At 65.5% G+C, this 18,300-nt stretch carries 18 protein-coding genes and 1 tRNA gene; 15 read left to right on the top strand and 4 right to left on the bottom strand.

The window, feature by feature from the left end; translation table 11 throughout:
* Positions 1-332 precede the first annotated feature (332 nt).
* The 3 genes from SMD20_RS39495 to SMD20_RS39485 all read left to right on the top strand — a co-directional run bounded on the left by SMD20_RS39495 (position 333) and on the right by SMD20_RS39485 (position 5,770).
* The gene (locus tag SMD20_RS39495) at positions 333-2,021 is read left to right on the top strand and encodes a tyrosine-type recombinase/integrase (RefSeq protein WP_329591045.1); all 1,689 of its coding nucleotides are present in this window, start codon (positions 333-335) and stop codon (positions 2,019-2,021) included.
* Positions 2,022-2,971: 950 nt separating this feature from the next.
* Complete coding sequence (locus tag SMD20_RS39490) at positions 2,972-3,820, top strand: DUF4365 domain-containing protein (protein ID WP_329592823.1); 849 nt, start codon at positions 2,972-2,974, stop codon at positions 3,818-3,820.
* Between the two features lie 669 nt (positions 3,821-4,489).
* On the top strand, positions 4,490-5,770 hold the full coding sequence (locus tag SMD20_RS39485) for an ATP-dependent nuclease (protein ID WP_329591043.1): 1,281 nt from the start codon (positions 4,490-4,492) through the stop codon (positions 5,768-5,770).
* 196 nt (positions 5,771-5,966) lie between these two features.
* Here the strand turns inward: SMD20_RS39485 and SMD20_RS39480 are convergent, their stop codons facing one another.
* Together SMD20_RS39480 and SMD20_RS39475 are read right to left on the bottom strand one after the other, a co-directional pair.
* A complete protein-coding gene (locus SMD20_RS39480; RefSeq protein ID WP_329591041.1) occupies positions 5,967-6,500 on the bottom strand; it encodes a flavoprotein in 534 nt (177 codons plus the stop codon).
* Positions 6,497-7,876, bottom strand: coding sequence for a helix-turn-helix domain-containing protein (locus SMD20_RS39475; RefSeq protein WP_329591039.1), 1,380 nt, complete (start codon positions 7,874-7,876; stop codon positions 6,497-6,499). The genes SMD20_RS39480 and SMD20_RS39475 overlap by 4 nt, the downstream gene beginning before the upstream one ends.
* A 360-nt stretch (positions 7,877-8,236) precedes the next feature.
* Between SMD20_RS39475 and SMD20_RS39470 the strand changes: the two genes are divergently transcribed.
* Both SMD20_RS39470 and SMD20_RS39465 read left to right on the top strand, forming a co-directional pair.
* Complete coding sequence (locus tag SMD20_RS39470) at positions 8,237-8,506, top strand: hypothetical protein (protein ID WP_329591038.1); 270 nt, start codon at positions 8,237-8,239, stop codon at positions 8,504-8,506.
* Positions 8,507-8,752: 246 nt separating this feature from the next.
* Positions 8,753-9,484: a GntR family transcriptional regulator gene (locus SMD20_RS39465; RefSeq protein ID WP_329591036.1), complete on the top strand. Its 732-nt coding sequence runs from the start codon at positions 8,753-8,755 to the stop codon at positions 9,482-9,484.
* On the opposite strand, the gene SMD20_RS39460 is transcribed toward SMD20_RS39465, so the two are convergent.
* Complete coding sequence (locus SMD20_RS39460) at positions 9,469-9,861, bottom strand: hypothetical protein (protein WP_329591034.1); 393 nt, start codon at positions 9,859-9,861, stop codon at positions 9,469-9,471. The two genes, SMD20_RS39465 and SMD20_RS39460, sit on opposite strands and share 16 nt — an antisense overlap.
* A gap of 148 nt (positions 9,862-10,009) precedes the next feature.
* Here SMD20_RS39460 and SMD20_RS39455 point away from each other — a divergent pair, with 148 nt between their 5' ends.
* The 8 genes from SMD20_RS39455 (at position 10,010) to SMD20_RS39420 (ending at position 15,920) form a co-directional block, all read left to right on the top strand.
* Positions 10,010-10,435 (top strand): plasmid replication, integration and excision activator, encoded by a 426-nt coding sequence (locus SMD20_RS39455; protein WP_329591032.1) that lies wholly within the window; start codon positions 10,010-10,012, stop codon positions 10,433-10,435.
* Positions 10,436-10,702 carry a hypothetical protein gene (locus SMD20_RS39450; protein ID WP_329591030.1) on the top strand — a complete coding sequence of 89 codons (267 nt, stop codon included), beginning with the start codon at positions 10,436-10,438 and terminating at the stop codon, positions 10,700-10,702.
* A complete protein-coding gene (locus SMD20_RS39445) occupies positions 10,699-11,028 on the top strand; it encodes a hypothetical protein (RefSeq protein WP_329591027.1) in 330 nt (109 codons plus the stop codon). The genes SMD20_RS39450 and SMD20_RS39445 overlap by 4 nt, the downstream gene beginning before the upstream one ends.
* 87 nt (positions 11,029-11,115) lie before the next feature.
* Complete coding sequence (locus SMD20_RS39440; RefSeq protein WP_329591025.1) at positions 11,116-12,543, top strand: FtsK/SpoIIIE domain-containing protein; 1,428 nt, start codon at positions 11,116-11,118, stop codon at positions 12,541-12,543.
* Positions 12,540-12,743 carry a hypothetical protein gene (locus SMD20_RS39435; protein WP_329586579.1) on the top strand — a complete coding sequence of 68 codons (204 nt, stop codon included), beginning with the start codon at positions 12,540-12,542 and terminating at the stop codon, positions 12,741-12,743. The genes SMD20_RS39440 and SMD20_RS39435 overlap by 4 nt, the downstream gene beginning before the upstream one ends.
* Positions 12,740-14,353, top strand: coding sequence for a replication initiator (locus SMD20_RS39430; RefSeq protein WP_329591023.1), 1,614 nt, complete (start codon positions 12,740-12,742; stop codon positions 14,351-14,353). The genes SMD20_RS39435 and SMD20_RS39430 overlap by 4 nt, the downstream gene beginning before the upstream one ends.
* On the top strand, positions 14,350-14,541 hold the full coding sequence (locus SMD20_RS39425; RefSeq protein WP_091077878.1) for a helix-turn-helix transcriptional regulator: 192 nt from the start codon (positions 14,350-14,352) through the stop codon (positions 14,539-14,541). Before SMD20_RS39430 ends, SMD20_RS39425 begins: the two co-directional genes overlap by 4 nt.
* Positions 14,538-15,920 (top strand): tyrosine-type recombinase/integrase, encoded by a 1,383-nt coding sequence (locus tag SMD20_RS39420; RefSeq protein ID WP_329591018.1) that lies wholly within the window; start codon positions 14,538-14,540, stop codon positions 15,918-15,920. The genes SMD20_RS39425 and SMD20_RS39420 overlap by 4 nt, the downstream gene beginning before the upstream one ends.
* 221 nt (positions 15,921-16,141) lie before the next feature.
* Here the strand turns inward: SMD20_RS39420 and SMD20_RS39415 are convergent.
* Positions 16,142-16,215, bottom strand: a tRNA-Arg gene (locus tag SMD20_RS39415).
* A 162-nt stretch (positions 16,216-16,377) separates the two neighbouring features.
* Between SMD20_RS39415 and SMD20_RS39410 the strand changes: the two genes are divergently transcribed.
* Positions 16,378-17,166: an aminoglycoside phosphotransferase family protein gene (locus SMD20_RS39410; RefSeq protein ID WP_329591016.1), complete on the top strand. Its 789-nt coding sequence runs from the start codon at positions 16,378-16,380 to the stop codon at positions 17,164-17,166.
* Between the two features lie 43 nt (positions 17,167-17,209).
* Positions 17,210-18,223 carry a cobalamin biosynthesis protein gene (locus SMD20_RS39405; protein ID WP_329591014.1) on the top strand — a complete coding sequence of 338 codons (1,014 nt, stop codon included), beginning with the start codon at positions 17,210-17,212 and terminating at the stop codon, positions 18,221-18,223.
* Positions 18,224-18,300: the final 77 nt, after the last annotated feature.

The following is an 18,300-nucleotide window of genomic DNA, read 5'->3' as shown; positions in this document are numbered from 1 at the left end:
TAGCCGGCGGCGACGCCGTGCGGAGACTATCGGCGCCCCGGCCCGGCGATGACCGTCGGATTCGGCCTTGACCAACGCCACCCAGGTGGGCGTCGATACGCCCTGACCGGCACGGCCATCGATGCGGTGGGGTGATGACCACGGGCGTGCTCGCCTGATCACGCCACCGCATCGGCTGTGCCGGACGGGAGCACGGCGACCCCGGCGCTCCACACCGCACAGACGTCGGTACGGGGCGACAGGACCGCCGTGCGCCCATAGCCAGCCACCACCAGGGCCACGGCTGAACGGGATAGCGCGGGATGCGTGTTCGGCACAGAACTACCGAAGGCATGCCCAACAATGCGATCAATTCCTTCGAGTCGGCCGCTTCCGGAACCAAGCGCTACCCCGCCCTGCCCACCACCACACCGGCCCTACCCGACAGCATCGAAGAGAACAGGACAGGCACCAGCATGGCCGAGGGACGTACCTTCAAACGCTGCTCATGCCGCGACAGCGACGGCAAGGCACTGGGGCAGAAATGCCCCAAGCTGCGCCGTGCCGACGGCGGGTGGAGCTACCGGCACGGCATCTGGAACTACCAGATCGAACTCCCGCCAGGACCTGGCGGTAAGCGGCGTGGGCCGCTGCGGCGCGGCGGCTTCATCACCCAGGACGCCGCCAAGGACGAACTCAGCCGCGTGCGTGACCTGCTCGCGCTGGCCGACCCGCGAGAGCCCGCCACCCGCACTCAGATCGCCGACCTGATCAAACGCACCCTGGCCGAGACCGACACCCTCCCGAGCGTGGAGACGGTCCGCCGCAAGATCAAGACTGGGCAGGATCCGACCCAGGAGATCACCGTGGAGCAGTGGCTGGCCGAGTTCCTGACCCGCAAACGAAAGATCGAGGAGACCACCCGCCGCTCCTACGAAGGCCACATCCGCCTCTACCTCACCCCGTACCTGGGGCGGCTGCGGCTGGATCAACTCAAGGTCAGCGACATCGCGTTGATGTTCGAGCAGATCGAGGAGTTCAACGACACCATCGCCGAACGCCGCGCCGACCCCGACCCGCAGATCCGGGCCACCGTGAAGTATCGGCGGCCAATCAGCATCGCCACCATGCACCGCATCCGCGCCACCCTCCGCCACGCGCTCAACGTCGCCATGCGCCAAGACCGGCTGATCGACTTCAACCCCGCCGCCGTCCTGGAGATGCCCGCACACACCCGGCCCAAGCCGCTGGTGTGGACCGACGACCGCGTTCGTGCCTGGCAGGCCGACTACCGCAGCTACCGGGAAAGGGAAAAGCAACGCAGGGGTGGACGACGGGTCGATCCGATCGACGCCTACACCAGCGTGCCGCGCCCCTCCCCAGTGATGGTGTGGACTCCCGCCCAAACCCGGCTCTTTCTCGAAGAAGCCCAGCGTCACCACCTGTTCGCCCTCTACCAACTGATCGCGCTGCGTGGACTACGGCGAGGCGAGGCGTGCGGACTGCGCTGGAAGGAGGTCGATCTCGACGGCAACACGCTGACCGTGAACTGGCAGCTCGTGCAGTTGGCCTGGGAGGTGCACGAGGGCACCCCCAAGACCGACGCCTCGGTGCGGACGATCGCTCTGGACAGCGACACCGCGCGGGTACTGCGGGCCCATCGGCAGCAACAACTTCAGGAACGGCTGGCCATGGGCGAGGCATGGACCGACACCGGATTCGTCTTCACCCAGCCCGACGGCAGCCGCCTGCATCCCCAGCACGTCTCCGACCAGTTCCTCTGGCTCGCCTACCTGGCTGGCCTGCCACCCATCCGGCTCCACGACCTCCGCCACGGCGCGGCCTCTCTGATGCTGGCGGCCGGGGTGGAGATGAAGGTGGTACAGGAGACCTTGGGCCATACGTCCAGTGCCTTCACTGCCGACACCTACACCTCCGTCTACCCGCAGGTGGCCACCGCCGCGGCCGAGAAGACCGCAGCCTTGCTGTTCGGCAAGGATGATCAGGACGCGTCCGGGCACGTCATCTCGCTGAGGAGCTGAACAGTCGGATTAAGAATCCGGCCCCGCATTCGCCACCTGCTCGCGGCGAGGCGGGGCCGCTGCTCTTGGTGCCTGAGTGGGAGGATGGCGAATAGATCATGGTGTGTGCGGGGTTGGTGCGGGCGAGCACGCCCGGAGCACGCAACCACTAGATCAAAATTCTAGAACGCGTCCGATCCCGCATAACCGCAGGTCAGGCCAGGATCAAAGCGCGCCCTGCAGGATTCGAACCTGCGACCGTCGGATTAGAAGTGGATCGCTGTTCCTTCGCAGGACAGCACGCCGAACTGCGACGATGTCACTGTTTCCTCCCGGGATACGGGGAGCATTCCGCGCATGTTCCGGATCATGCTGCCGCTGTACATGGCCAGAGAGTTCTCGTCCGACGTGTGCTTGGATACCCAGTGGGCCGGGGCTGAGGAACGAAGCCCTGGACCGTCGATCGCCCCCAACCCCGTACGGTGGCCGGCCACAACCAGGCGATCGGGAGTCCAGCACCTCTACGGCGGCCTCAAGGTTTGCACCAAACCGCATTAGTAGCTCGGATCTTGCCCATTCCGATCGGTTCAGCCTGGACCAACAGACGTCGACGGTCGGGCCACGTTCGTGGACGTGGTGTATGAAAGGACCTTCGAGTGATCCTGTTTCTGCAGATCAAGCGGTAAGTGTCTGCCGAAGCGTTTCTGCTCGGCAACCGGTTTGCCTCGCGAGCAGGGAAGTACGCGAGAGATGCGCTCGCACTCGCGCCCCTGGGTTAGGGGGCTAGGCACCACGTTATGCCACGTCAAACCGGCCCCGGAGGAAGGCCATCTCGGCTCGCGCTCGTACCCCTGACGGTGGCTACTGCTCTGTACATGCGTCCCGGCAAACTGCCATGTTCGTGCCCAGAGCATGCTGCAGGGCTAGGATCAGGTTCCCCCAGACCCACTGAACGGTGATGGTAGGTGAGCATGCCAAAGCGCCCAAGCCAACATGACATTGCCTCGCGAGCAGTAGCGGCCGTACGCAAAATCTGGGCTGATGCGGGTGCCGCAGTAGATGAGCTCCATGAGGATTATGGCGAAGACCTCCTAGTGCAGCCAAGCCTCAACGGAGAGATGGATTCTGTCCGCATCTGGGTCCAGGTCAAGGGCACAGCCATGTCCAACCCAAATAAGTCCGACCCTCGAGCCCGGCTAGCAGTTGGACACCTGAAGCGTTGGCTAACAACAGACAACTACGTGATCATTGTACTCTGGGATGTAAGAGCAGAGCGAGGATGGTATTTCCTACCCGCATATGAGACAAGCATCCGCGAGCTTCACAAATTCCCCGACAATAAAAGGCTCAGCATCTCGCTGGACCCGAAACAGAAGTTCGATTCCAAGGGTGCTGCATATCTTATCTGGCATGCACGACTAGAACATACAGGGGAAGCCGTCGAGCGGCTCCGCATCTCTCAAAATTCGATGGATATCAGCGCGCCCACATGGCCTATCGAGGATATCAAGTCGGAGCAAGATGCCCTAATCCTAGAACATACAGCACGCATCATGGCTCAGCTAGGGATGATTGAACGCTTACCAGAGGGTATCATTTTCACCGATGACTTCCGTCACGTTATCGAGACAGTAACCGCCAAGCGGGACAAAGATGCCCATCGCTACAACGACAACTATCCGAAGTTCGCTTCGGTTGTCGCACTAGAATCGCTAGTAATACAAGCTCAAAATAGCGCACCCATGCTGAATGGATTTCCAAGTCGAGTCATGCAGGAGATGCATGCCGTGACAAGCTATCTGCTAGGTGCATACGAGTGACGTGTACCGTCATCTAGCGCGCGCTGCGTAACGAAGCCGGGTAGCAGCATTCAACCAAAGTGTGCGTCTCCGGTCAGAGGAGGGCACAGCGCCAGCCGCTACGTAAAGACAGCACGGCGATCACTCCGGAGCCGGAGCGCCCTCAGGGAGGCATAGTTTGTGGCGATGAGGGGGTTGTACTGGTTTCCAGCCACTGACCTGCAAGGACTACACGCACATGGCCCGCCTGACAGGATTCAGGCGCGCGTATCGCTCGACTGAAGCGCGGCAAGTGCCGGCTCGGAGCTGAACTAATCTGCTGCGACTACTGTCAACCCGGAACTACGCAACAGCTATGAGTGTCCGAAAGTTGCCCCCAAGGGACAGCTTGTTCTGATATGCATCTGTCACGACTCAAACCCTGCGCGCAGGCTCACCGGGAGACCAGAAGGAGTCGTTATCCTTTGATGGTTCAGCACATAACAACAAACAACGGTAGAGACCGGAACCGAAAATATGACTGATCCAAGAGAAAAGCGATGGCAGCGTCTGCTTAGTAGTAGTGCGCCACGTCAACTACAAAGCGTAGATATAACCAACTCTAATGTCTTTGCGGATCAGACTATTGAGTTTTCTCGAGCGACGGCCTTCGTTGGCCGTCACGGAACAGGAAAGAGTCTGATTCTTCGCGTGATTGAGGCGCTATTTGGATACTCCACCCCGGCGTATGCCTCACCAGACCTCGGTCGAGTATCGGGCACCTTTCGAGTAAAGCTCGCTTGCCCCGACGGATTGATTGAGAGAACCATTGATCTGCAGGCTTCAGAGGCAGATCGGGCGGAGCAATGGAACCTAGAGAATGGATGTCCTATTGTTGCCTACTACACAGCGCCGACAAACGCCTTCTCGGAGATCAATTTCCTTACCGACAACTTCGCGATACTAGATGAGCAATATGAGCGTGGAGCTACAAAAGCCGAGCTTGGCGCTATACGGAATATCCTTGGGCGTTCATACGAGCGACTGACATATCGTACTCACACGAAAGAGTATCAAGGACACAGTGAATGGTATGCAGTCTATGTGACTGGACTAGAGTCAGGCCGAGAGGTCGACAGCTTTATGATGAGCCAGGGCGAGTCTTGGGTGCATCATGTCCTTGGATACTTTCTCTCTCATCAGCTCGGAGATGAAGACCTTGCGCTCCTGGATGAACCAGAAACCTTCCTAGCGCAATCTGCGCAAAGGCCATTCATTGATCAAGTTGCACGCGAAATTCTAAAGAAAAACTCCCAGTTGATTATAGGCACCCACTCCTTCGAGGTGCTCAATAGGTTCCCGCTTGAGAGCATACGCGTATGCGTTCGCGTCGATGGAAAGATCCATGTAATCCGCCCTAGTGGCTACTCAATCATCAAGGACGCAATAGGTATAGAGTCACCGGTTCGGGCTTTAGTACTCGTAGAAGATCGCTTTGCGATGGATTTACTGCGATCCCTGTTTTCTATCTACGATGTCGCTCTCAATCGCGACACGGAGATCGTTAATTGTGGCGGAGAGTCGCACGTCCGTCAAGGCATCCGAAGTCTTTCGGCAGCTAGGCGTGTTCCTTGTATTGCTGTTCTGGATGGCGATCAGAACGATGGCACAGGTGCATCGGATGACCATTTGGAAGCGATTTATTATTTGCCTGGCAAATTCGCCCCAGAGAGAGAACTTCTCGATAGCGTACTGAAAAACGGAGTCTTCTTTTCGCATCTCTCCGGGCGTACCATGTCGGATATATTAGGGGCCGTAGATGCTTGCGCCCAGCTAGATCACCAGTATCAAATAGAAAAATTTGCTAGCTACCTCGACATTGCGCGAGAGTCCGCTATCGATCAGCTAGTTCGTTCCTGGCTCCAGACGCCAGAGATTGAATCTCAAGCACGCGCTCTCATACAGCAGATTAGACAGCGAATCGAGACTTGAGGTTTGACCTCCACCCCTTGCGCCTTCCTCGGCTGGCTACTGGCATCGGGGTCTAGGGATGCTCATAGGGATCGCGGAGAGCGGCCCGAGTGGCGGGCCGCGCGCGAGAACGGCCACCAGGCCGCACGCGCAGCGTGCGGCCCGCAAGCTCGGGCCGCGCGGCGGCGCGTGCGGCGCCGCCTTGATCCCCAAGAGATTAATTCGGCAAGTTCTCCAAGGTCAGTGCCCACGGGTAGCTGTCGATGTGTTCTGCTCCGGAGTTGGGTGGGTGTGGTTCGAATTGGCCGAGGCCGAGCAGGACGCGTACGCCTTCGGCGCGGAGTTGGTCGACGCTTTGTTTGAAGGGGGCGCGTGTGGCCAGGGCGGTGTTGACGAAGGGCACGATGACGATGGGGATGCCGAGTCCTGGGGCTTCGGACAGGACGCCGAGTGCGTAGGTGTCGGCGATGCCTTGGGCGAATTTGTTGATCGTGTTGTAGGTGGCAGGGGCGACGATGATGGCGTCGGCGCGGGGTGATCTGGGCTCGTCGGGTTTGCGGTACTGGCTGCGGACGGGGCGGCCGGTCTGCTTCTCCAGTTCGGCAACGTCGATGAAGTCGAGTGCCGGCGGGGTGGCGATGATCTGGACGGTCCAGCCGGCGTCTTGGGCGAGGGTGACGAGACGGCCGACGTGGGGGGCCGGTCCTGCGGCGCAGACGATGACGTACAGGACTTTGCCGGGTTGGGTCACGCGATGACTCCCAGGGTGGCCGCGTATTCGCGGGCCTCTCGGCGGACGCTGATCGGGGCGGTTGCCAGGATGTCACGTACCAGCCGGAGGGCCGCGGGGCGGCCGGCGATTTCCTCTGGGGCGATCTCGCCTGCGGCGCGCAGGATGTGCAGGGCCTTGTCGTGCCGGTTCCACATGAGGAAGGCGCGGGAGGTGTCGAGCAGAAGAGTGGCCTTGCGTTCGTTGATGGGGAGCTGGTCCAGGTCGACTTGGCGGGCGTAGTCGATGGCGGTGCCCGCGTCGCCGAAGCGGAGGGCGACGTTGGCCCGATGGCACAGGACGTTGTTTGGGCCGAACGCGGTCCACATGTGGTTGGCGTCCCGGCCGAGTCGGTTGCCGGCCTCGGCTGCCTCGTCCAGGAGTTCGGCAGTGTTGTGGCGGTTGCCCGTGTCGGCCGCTGCGATGGCTCCGCGCAGCAGCAGCGATCCGTAGATGGACAGGTCGTCGGGGGTGGGCTCGGTGAGGTCGGCTGCCATGCGTTCGGCTGCGCTGCGGGCCGCGCCCGTTGCTGCGTGGTGGTGGCCGCCGTCCATCAGGGCGTGGGTGATGATGCGGGAGCTTGAGCCGATCATGAGTGCGCTCTGGCTGGCGTGTGCGGCTTGGACGCTGCGGTCGGCTGCGAGCCAGGCCAGGCCCTTGTCTTCCTGCTTGAGGAGGATGGAGGCGGTGACGTGGTACGCCTCGGCGGACAGGGCTTGTGCCCGTAGGCGCTCGTCACCCTCGGTGTAGGCGCAGGCGGCGCGAAGCTCGCGGAGGAGAGCGGGGAGTTTGGCGGTCACCTCGGCGTACCGGCATGCCTGGTAGTTGCGTTTGGCGGCCGCGACCGCGTTTGCGAGAGCATCGAGGCTGGCGGGTCCATGGGCCGGGCTGGTGTGATCAACCAGTACGGCGGCCAGCTTTTCGATGTCCGTGTCCGCTCCCTGAGCTGGTTTTCCGAGTACAGCGCTGAAGAGGGCAGCTCCGGTGAGGCCGACAAATTCGCGGCGTCGCACGTCTCTTTCGTCGCTATCAAATCCGGGGAGTCGTACGGCGCGCGTTGTATTGCTGATGCTATCGACCGTTGTAAGGGGCTTTTCGGGAGTACGTCCGCGTCTGGTCGGGGCGAAACCCAGGTCTTCGGGGTCAAGGTGGGTGACCTCGGCCAGAGCGAGCCGGTATGGCTCGCGGGGCCAGGTGACCTCTCCGGCTTCCCACCGGCGTATCCGTTCCTCGTCGCAACTCAGGCGATACTTGATCCCGCTCTTGGTGAGGTTGACCTTTTTGGCCATTTCGGCGCGGGTCAAATCGGCCTGCTGTCGCCAGTTCCGAAGTCGCTCATTCGGTGCGGCATCGGGCATATCTGGCCTTCTTTCCGAGCGGAGATCGAAAAGGGGTTATGAGGGGGGCTATCGGCGGGTCCCCTCATTCTGCTTTGCCGGTGGACTTGCCATCAACCAACAAGGTAAGCGAAGCGGGCTTCCGCCGCAGGGAGCACCGAAAACGACTCGCGAGGAGATGGCGACGGTGACCCGGCCAGACGAGAACTGCGAGACCAGCCCCTGTCCCGCGTGCCGTGGGCGTGGTTACAAGCTCAAGAGCTCGCGCCACGCTCTCCTGATCGGCGCCGGCGGGGAGGAGGCGGAACCGATGGGAGAGCGGACGTGTCTCGACTGCCTCGCAAGCGGCCGGGCCGGAGGGAACGGGAAATGAATTCGATCATGCAAGCGGCCTTGCAGGGCTTCGGGCAGACGGACGAGGCGAACGCCCTGATCCGGCTGCGTGACCGGCTCGTCAGTCGCGGCGTCAACGCCGAACTGCGGGACAACAACTGCGCGCTCATGGTGCACAAGCCGGAGCCGGGCCTGCCGGTGTGGGTGTTCGTCGGGTACGGCGGGGCCTACTACTCCTGGCAGAGCGCCGAGAAGCGGCATCCGATCAGCGATGTTGAGGGGGCGGCGGACGTCTTGGCGGAGTACATCGCCAAGTAGCAGACGGGCGCGGCAAGGTGGTGTCTGCCCTGTTCGAGGGGATCGGGGCGGGTCCTTCCCAGCCTTGCCGCGCCTCATCGCCCGGCAGGCAGTCCAGCCCATGCTCATAGGAGGGTGCCCCCATTCCCTCCGTCGGCTGCCTGCCGGGCGTTCTCCTGCACCCCTGTGGAAGGTGTGGACGAGTGGGCTAAGCCCAGGTTACGCTCCAACTTGGTAAAACAACCTGTCGGGTGTTGGACGGTCAAAATGTCGCTAGAGTCCGTGCCGCCGAAGTATGCGCAGCTTGTGCAGGAGCTTCAGCGGCGTATCGAGTCGGGAACCTATCCGCCTGGATCTCTCCTTCCGAGTGAACACCAGCTCATCCAGGAGTTCAGTGTGTCCCGGCCTACCGTGGTCGCTGCGCTTCGGGTGCTGCGCGAACAGGGGTGGATCGAGTCCCAGCAGGGCAAGGGCCGGTTCGTACGTGGACGTCCCGCGATGGCGGCAGTGGAGCCGAACCGGCCGGGACAGGCGTACCTGACCAACCCGGAGACCAGCACCCCTGGCGAGTTGATCGAGGCCGGGGCCGTCGCGTTGCCTAATCGGGTGGCGGCGTTGCTGGAGGCGCAGCCCAAGAGCAAGGCGTTCCTGCGCCGGCGGGTGGTGATCCGTGACGGCGAGCCGACTGAGCAGGTGTCGCTGTGGTTGCCTCTGGAGTTGTCGGAGGGGACCAGCCTGACCAGTGGCGAGCCGTTGCGTGAGGGCATTCGTGAGCATCTGAGGTCGCGCAAGGGCGTGCGCTTTGATCACATCGTGGAGCAGATCACCGCGCGCATGCCCACCACTCAAGAGGCCAAGCAGCTCAGCATGCCCAAGAACGTGCCGCTTCTCGCGGTGTTCGGTGCTGTCCGAGACGCCTCCGGCCGGCCCCTGGTCGTGGTGGAGGTGCTGCTCCCGGCGGACCGGCACGAGTTGGAAGACGCCTATCCGGTTTCGTAGGGAATCACGACGATCTGGTGAGGATCTTCGTAGATCACTTTGCCGGGGTCGGCCATCTCGACACGTACGCATGCGACGCCATGAGCGGCGAGGATGTCCAAGTAGCCGGGCAGTCGTTCAAGAAGATGTGTGGCTGTCGCCTCGAACCAGGCCGCGGCCTTTGGGTTCAGCGCGCGGTCGTAGACGAGCGGATCGACGTCGCTCGGGTCGATCAGGTTCGCGTGGAACCAAGCATGGTTCTCGTCCTTGAAGCGTTCCTCCTGCGGTGACAGGCGCCCGTGTTTGGCAAGGCCGTTGACGAGGCCGAACACGCCGGGGTGGACGCCTCGTGCGTTCGGGGTGGGGCTCTGAAACCTCACGTACACGAGGGCGATCATCCTTGATCGTGGTGGTTTGTCGCTACCGGATCGGTAAGAGGTAAGTCACCTCCCAGCCTAGTCACTTGACGTAGCAAGTCTGAGCGTCTTACCTTCGGAGCATCACTTGATAGGTCAAGTGTCAGTCAGACAAGAAAGGAGAGCCGTTATGGCTCTGCAAGGACCCATCCCCGTCACCTACCCCATGGTCTTCCCGCACGGCTGCTACGTCGTCGGTGAGGTCGAGCCCGTCAAGGATTTCGACGCCTCCGCCGGCGGCCGGTTCGTGCAGGCCCGCGACAAGCAGACCGGTGAGCTGGTCTGGCAGGTCGCGGTCATGGACGGTGACCCGACCCTCAAGCCCGCCCAGAAGACGGTGGCGGTCAAGATCCTCGCCCCGGTCCAGCCGGTGCCCCCTCAGCCGATGCCGGGGCTGCCGTTCACGCCGGTCGAGTTCGACGGCATGTCCGTCACGCCGTACGTCAACGCCTCCGGCCGTCTCGCCTACTCGATCAAGGTCCGCGAGATGCACGCACCCCGCCAGCTCAACCAGCCCGCCCAGAGCAAGGCTCCGGCCGGAAGGGACGCCGCCTAAATGACCCGACGCCGCACCCCGCGCAACAGCGTGATCCGGCTGACCACCGGGCACGCCGCCCGCACGCTCAACCACCCGTTCCCGCGCCGTGAGCCCGTCCTGGCGCTCGACTTCGGCGCCACCTCCGTCCTGGTCACCACCAGCGGGCCGGTCACGGTGGAGGACCTGGAGTTCGCGCGGCAGCTCGCCCGAGAGGCATCGCGCTTCGCCCGCTCGCTGGAGCGCAGCTTCTACGGGCTGCCCGACGGTAAGGGGGTCGCGGCGTGACGCTCGGCCCTTACACCTACCTGACCCTGTCCATGCGGCCGGAGTTCACGCCGCACGTCGGCGTCTCCTTCCACACGCCGCACCTGAAGGTCCGCGCCGGACTGCTGCTCAGCGACCCGCGCCCGTACCTGGAGTTCACCTCCGACGAGGCGAACGTGCACATCTCCACCACCGGGGCCGGTCCCGTCACCGACGCCGACCTGGCCACCGCCCGCGAGATCTTCACCGCTGCCGCTCGCTACCTGGCCGACTGCGAGCAGTTGCACGCCGAACAGACGGCCGACGACAAGGACGCCACCCCGGACGCCACCGGCCCGGCGGCCTGACACAAGAAGGCGGGGCCGCTGGAAGCGGCAACTTCCGGCGGCCCCTCGGTTCTCCCACGACTCCACATCACGAGAGGTATCTAGCTTATGTTCAAGCGGCTGCCTGGCGACGAGGCGCGCAACCTCGTCTCCACCACGCCCGACACGGCCGTCGTCTTCCGCCCGGCCGTGGTCACCACTCCCGCCATCCTCACCATCGTCATCCTCGCCTGGCGCATGCTGGCCGGGCTCGTCCGTACGCTCTGGCGTCACCCCATCGCGGCCCTCGTCGCGGTGGCCCTCGGCGCTGTCTGGTACGTCTACGGCTGGCCTGCGGCGGCGTCCCTGTCCGGGACGGTCGTGCTGGCCCTGATCTCGTGGGCGTTCATCGACCGGCAGTCGTTCGCCCGTCTCGTCGGCTTCCGGCTGCTGGCCTGGTGGCGGCTCGTCTGGATCTACCGCCGTCACTGGCAACCCGTCATGATCGTCTCCGGTCTCGGCCGTCACCTCCGGGGCCGCGACTACCTCCCTCGGCTCGGCAAGGTCACCTGCACCTCGTGGGCTGACCTGGTCACCGTGCGCATGCTCAAGGGTCAAGCGGTCAAGGACTGGTCCGATCGCCTCGACCACCTGGCCCACGGCTTCGGCGCGCAGTCCTGCCGGGTGACGCTGTCTCACGCTGGTCGGTTGACGTTGACCTTTCCGCGCAGTGATTCACTCGCCTCGCCCCTCCCGGCGCTGCCCATACCGCAGGAGCCGACCGTGGGACCGTTCGAGATCGGCAAGCAAGAGGACGGGCGGCCATGGCGGCTCAAGGTGCACGGCACCCATGTCCTCGTCGCGGGCGCGACCGGGGCCGGCAAGGGGTCGATCATCTGGTCCGTCATCCGCGCCCTGCTCCCCGCCGCGCGTGCGGGGCTGGTCGAGCTGTGGGCGCTGGACCCCAAGCTGATGGAACTGTCCTACGGGCGCGACCTGTTCGGCCCGCGTTACGCGGCCACTCCGGAAGAGTGCGCCGACCTGCTGGACGAGGCCGTGAGCGTCATGCAGAAGCGGGCGGCTCGGTTCGCCGGTCTCCAGCGTTCCCACGCCCCCACCGTCGATGACCCGTTCGTCCTGGTCGTGGTGGACGAGGTGGCGTTCCTGACCGCCTACCAGTCCGACCGGCAACTGCGGCAGCGCATCTCCGCCGCGCTGGCCACGCTCACCACGCAAGGCCGCGCGGTCGGCGTGGGTGTCCTGGCCGCGTTGCAGGACCCGCGCAAAGAGGTCATGAACATCCGCAACCTGTTCCCCGACAAGATCGCCCTGCGGCTGGACGAGTCCGAGCAGGTGGACATGGTCCTCGGCGACGGCGCCCGTGATCGCGGCGCGCTCGCTGACCACATCTCGCCGGTTCCGGAGCTGGGCGCGGGCGTCGGCTACGTCCGGCTGGAAGCCAACCCCGAGCCCGTCCGGGTCCGCGCCGCCTACGTCTCCGATACCGATATCCGCGCCATGGCCGACACCTACGCATCGCGCGGGGAGGCCGCGTGAAGATCTGCTTCCACGGCACCGCCGACGAGATCAGCCGGGTCGCCGGCCGTCCGCTGCTGGTCCTGCTGACCGCCCGTGACCTGCCCCGCATGCGCGTCTTCGAGCTCCACCACTCCCGCATCCACGCCCACCCGCGCCTGGAGCACTACCGGCTCTGCGCCCTCATGGCCGAGACCACCGACGAAGGGAGGACCGCATGACCCATCCGCACGACCGCGCCCTCCCCCGGGCCGTCCGCCAAGCCATGCCGATGGCCCGGGACGTGCTCGTGGAGGTCGCCAAGCAGCACGGCGTCTGCATCAGGCCCCTCGCACTGCGACGGTTCGACATCGTCACCGGCAAGGCCGAGATCATCGACGTGCCATGCGGCTCCACCCTGGACAGCAAATGCCCGCCGTGTGCCAAGCGCAACCGGCAACTCCGCATGGCCCAATGCCGCGAGGGCTGGCACCTCGACACCGAACCGGCCATCACGCCGGACGAGCCGAACGAGGAACAACGCTGGCTGGTGGAGTTCCGCGCCGACATGCAGGCCAAGCGCGACGCCACCGCACAGGCCGGCGACGACACGACCGACCTGGACGCCGTCCTCGCGGGCCTGGACGAGGAGATCAACGCCGCCGGGATGCGGGGAAGCGTCACCGGATCCGCGGTGCCCAAGCGCTCCCGATCGACCCGGCGGCGGCAGGACGCTCCCGATCTGCCCAAGCGCAAGATGGCCCACACGACGCTGGGACGCACCTTCCACGCGTCCGATGGCAAGGTCTACCGGCCATCGCTGTTCGTCACGCTCACCCTGCCCAGCTACGGCAAGGTCCGGGACGGCGTCCCACTCGACCCGGACGCCTACGACTACCGGCGTGCTGCTCGGGACGCGCTGCACTTCTCCAAGCTCGTGGACCGGTTCGTGCAGAACCTGCGCCGGGTCGCGGGCTATGACGTGCAGTACTTCGCTTCGGTGGAGCCTCAGAAGCGGCTCGCGCCGCACCTGCACATGGCGATCCGGGGCACCCTCCCGCGTGCGGAGATCAAGCAGATAGCCGCCGCGACCTACCATCAGGTCTGGTGGCCGCAGGCCGATGAGGTGCGCTTCGACGGTGACCACCTGCCCGTCTGGGACGAGCAGGCCGGCTACCTCGACCCGGCCACCGGCGAGGTCCTGCCCACCTGGGACGAAGCCCTCGACGCCCTGGACGAGGACGCCGAACCCCTCCACGTGCTGCGCTTCGGCGAACAGGTGGACGTGCAAGGTGTCCTCGCCGGTACGCCGGACGCCGATCAGTGCATCCGGTATCTGTCCAAGTACCTGACCAAGTCTCTGGGTGACGCTCTCGACTGCGGCCAGGCTCAGCGTGAGCATGCCTCCCGCATGGTGGATGCCCTGCGTTATGAGCCGTGCTCGCCGGCCTGCCCGAACTGGCTGCGTTATGGCGTCCAGCCCAAGAACGCCAAGGCGGGGATGGCTCCTGGTCGGTGCCGTTCCAAGGCGCACAAGCCTGAACACCTCGGCTACGCCGGGCGCCGCGTCCTGGTGTCCCGCAAGTGGTCCAACAAGACGCTCGCCGAACACAAGCAGGATCGCCGGACCTGGGTCCTGGAAGCTCTCGGCCAGGCCGACCAGCCCACCGACCCGCACCGCTACATCTGGCGGCCTGTCCCGGCCGGCGATGCCAACGTGCCGCCCCTCGCCGTACGCCTCCTGCGCACCGTCGCCGAACGCCAACGGTGGCGAGCCCACCTCAGAGAGCTGGAAGCCAGAGCGGCCGGTCAAGATCTTTCGGCAACTGAGCCTACCGGGAGGGCGGCATGAGTAGGCGGGACGAACTCCTCACCGTCGCCCAGGTCCTCGACGAACTCGGCGGAGTCTCCCGCCGCACCTTCTACCGCTGGCGCGAGATCGGCAAAGCACCACAGGGCATCCGCCTGCCCAACGGCGAACTGCGCATCTACCGCAGCGACCTCGAAGCCTGGCTCGAATCCCTCAGGAGCGCCGCATGACTACCTCCTACAAGGTCAAGTTCTGGGACATCCGTACCAACACCAGAGCGGACAAGCCCGGCAAGAAGCCTCGGATCGTCTCCCACACCGTGCGGTGGACAGTCGGCCACCGCGAGAAGTCGCAGACCTTCAAGACCAAGGGCCTGGCCGAGAGCTTCCTGTCCGACCTGCGGCAGGCGGCCAAGAAGGGTGAAGCCTTCGACGTGGACAGTGGGCTTCCCGCTTCGATGGTCAAGGCCAAGGATGCCCGGACCTGGTACGCCTTCGCCGTCGCGTACGTCCACGCGTGGTGGCCTCACGCGGCGGCGAAGTCCCGTGAAGGCATGACCGACACTCTCGCCACCGTCACCCGCGTTCTGGTCGGCGACGTACCCGGCCGCCCGTCTGACGAGGTAATCCGGCGGGCACTGCGCGAATACTCCTTCCTGCCCGAGGACCGCCGGCGGGAGTCGACGCCGGAGATCGCCCGCGCTGTCCGCTGGCTGGAAGGCGCTTCGCTCCCGCTGAGCGCTCTGGAAGAGACCAAGCACGCCCGTGCGGCGCTGGAAGCCCTGGCGCTGTGCCTGGACGGTAAGCCTGCGGCGACCTCGACGTATCGCCGCAAGCGGGCCGTCTTCCATCACGCGCTTGAGTACGCCGTGGAGCTGGAGGAGCTTTCGGCGAATCCGCTGCACAAGGTCAAGTTCCGCAAGGCCAAGGTGAGCGGCGAGATCGATCGGCGCTCGGTGGTCAGCCCAAGGCAGGCGCGTGAACTGCTCACCGCGGTGACCTACGTGGGACGGTCGCGAGGGCCGATGCTGGCCGCCATGTTCGCCTGCATGTACTTCGGCGGCCTTCGCCCGGCAGAAGCGGCGGGACTTCGGCAGAAGGACTGTCAGCTCCCAGAGAAGGGCTGGGGGCTGCTGACGCTGGAGAAGACCAGGCCACAGAGCAACAAGCGGTTCACCGACTCGGGGCAGGCCCACGACGAGCGCGGGCTGAAGCATCGGGACGTGAAGCACACGCGGACTGTGCCCGTCCCGCCCGAGTTGGTGGCCATCCTGCGGGATCACATCGCGGCGTTCGGAGTCGGCGAGGACGGCCGACTCTTCCGTACGCGCACGGGCGGCGTGATCTCGGGCTCGGCGTACGCGAAGGTCTGGCAGGAGGCCCGGACGTACGCCTTCACACCTGACCAGGTCGCCTCTCCCCTGGCGGGCCGGCCGTACGACCTCCGGCACGCGGCCGTCTCGCTCTGGCTCAACGCGGGCGTGCATGCCCCAGAGGCGGCCGAGAGAGCGGGACACGGTGTGGACGTGATGCTTCGTGTCTACGCCAAGTGCATCGACGGCCAACAGGAGATCGCCAACCAGCGCATCTTGGAAGCGCTCGCGGCGTGACACAGGAGCCACGGCAGGACCCCGGGACACCTCGGGGTCCTGTCGCCGTTCGGGCCTCGGAACTCCCACGCCGACCTGGGCAAACGTGGCTGCGAGCATTCCGCGTATGTTCCGCGAGCAGTGGCACAGGGCTGCTTTCGGGGGCCTCCCGCTGCCTACGGGGCAACCGGGGCGATCATGCAAAAGACCAGGTCAACCCATGGATTGCCTGGTCTCGGTTGCGCGCCCTGCAGGATTCGAACCTGCGACCGTCGGATTAGAAGTCCGGTGCTCTATCCAGCTGAGCTAAGGGCGCTCCCGCCTTATTGTGCATGATCCGGCGACTTGTCACGCACATGTTTTGGTTGTGTCAGGGAGGTCGGCGGGTCGGGGCCGGTGGGAGGGGGTGAGCGGAAAGTCCGATCGCGGGCGGAAACTCCAGGCGGGGGCGGGGTGGGAGGGTCTAAGCTGTCGTGGCATGGTCACGACGGTCCTGCATGAGATTCCCCTGCAGGGCGGGGACGTGACTGACGGCGTGGTGCGGGTCGGTGACACCGTGCGGAGGCCGGTCAGTACGTCGACTCCCGCCGTACACGCGCTGCTCCGGCATCTGGAGGCGGCGGGGTTCGCGGGGGCGCCCCGGGTGGTCGGGAGCGGGATCGACGGGTTCGGGCGGCAGGTGCTCAGCTATCTGCCCGGTGTCACCGGGGTGCGGGCGGCGAGCGTTCGGGACGACGCGCTCGGGCGGTTGGGCGGGCTGCTGCGGGACTATCACGACGCGACCCTCGGGTTTCCGCTCCGGATGGAGGGGTGGGAAGGCGGGTCCAACGATGATCGGGCGCCGGAGGTCGTGGGGCACTGCGATCTTTCGCCGGCGAACGTGGTGTTCCGGGCGGACGTGCCGTACGGGATGATCGACTTTGATCTGGCGCGGCCCACCACGCGGTTGTTCGACGTGGTGACCACCTTGCGGCACTGGGCGCCGCTGGCGGATCCGGTCGATCGGCATCCGTTGTTACGCAATGTCGACGTGGGTGAGCGGGTCAGGATCTTCTGCGACGCGTACGGGGTGCCGGCGCGCGAGCGGCGGCGGCTGGTCGAGGTCGCACGGGTACGGTTCCAGCAGTCCTACGCGGTCATGCGGAGCCGGGCGGCCGTGGGCGGGGGCTGGGGCCGGATGTGGGCCGAGGGTGCGGGGGAACGCATCCGGCGTGCGGTGGCATGGCTGGATGTGCACGAAGATGAGCTTCATGCCTATTTGGTGTGATCGTGGTGATGGTGATGGTAGAGGTAATGCGCGTGAGCTTGGGTTGGGGCTTGCGGCTGGGGTGATGCTCGACCGGGTCATTGGTGATCCGCAGAGTGCGGGGCATCCGGTGGCGGTGTTCGGGCGGGTGGCCGGGCAGGTCGAGCGGGTGCTCTATCGGGATTCCAGGGCGGCCGGCGTTCTTCACGTGGCCCTGTGCGTCGGGGGTGCGGTGGCTCTCGGTGTGGCGATGGCGAAGGCGGGCCGAGGTAAAGGCCGGGGGCGGGTCGCGTCGGTCGTGCGGGTGGGGGGCGTGGCGGGGGCGGCGTGGGCGGTGCTCGGGGGGACGACGCTGGCGCGGGAGGGCCTTCACATGGCCGAGGCGCTGGAGGACGGGGATCTGGAGCGGGCCAGGAAGCGGCTGCCCCACCTGTGCGGACGGGACCCGTCCGGGCTCGGGGCGGAGGAACTGGCGCGGGCGACCGTCGAGTCGCTGGCCGAGAACACCTCCGACGCCGTCGTGGCGCCGCTGTTCTGGGGGGCGGTCGCGGGGGTTCCCGGGCTGCTGGGGTACCGGGCGGTCAACACGCTGGACGCGATGGTCGGGCACAAGTCGGCGCGGTACCTGCGGTTCGGATGGGCGGCGGCGCGGCTGGACGACGTGGCCAACTACGTTCCGGCGCGACTGACCGCGCTGCTCACGGTGCTGGCCGGGCCGGATCGGCGGGGAGCGTGGTCGGTGGTGCGGCGGGACGGGCACCGGCATCCCAGTCCGAACGCCGGGCGGTGCGAGGCCGCGTTCGCCGGGGCGCTCGGGGTGACGCTGGGGGGCACCAACGTGTACGGGAGCAGGGTCGAGCATCGGCCGACCATGGGTGACGGGCCGCGGCCCGGCGTGGCGGACATCCGGCGGGCGGTGCGGTTGACGCGGGTGGTGAGTACGGGAGCCGCGGTCGGGGCGATCATCGGGGCGGTCGTCGGGGCGGCGGTTCTTGAGGTCTGGGGTCGGCAGGTCGGCAATTGCGGCGCCGCTCGTTCCGGTGCCCCTGAGCGCGGTGAGCGGCCGGCAGGGAGGTGACCGGGCGGCAGGGAGGTGACCGGCCGGCAGGAAAGTGAGCGGCCGGCAGGGAGGTGAGCGGTCGGCGGGAAGGTGGG

The organism is Nonomuraea sp. LP-02 (assembly GCF_036289125.1).
GTDB classification, from domain to species: Bacteria; Actinomycetota; Actinomycetes; order Streptosporangiales; family Streptosporangiaceae; genus Nonomuraea; species Nonomuraea bangladeshensis.
Note: the sequence above shows the minus strand (reverse complement) of the source record. Positions and strands in the feature narration are given on the sequence as shown.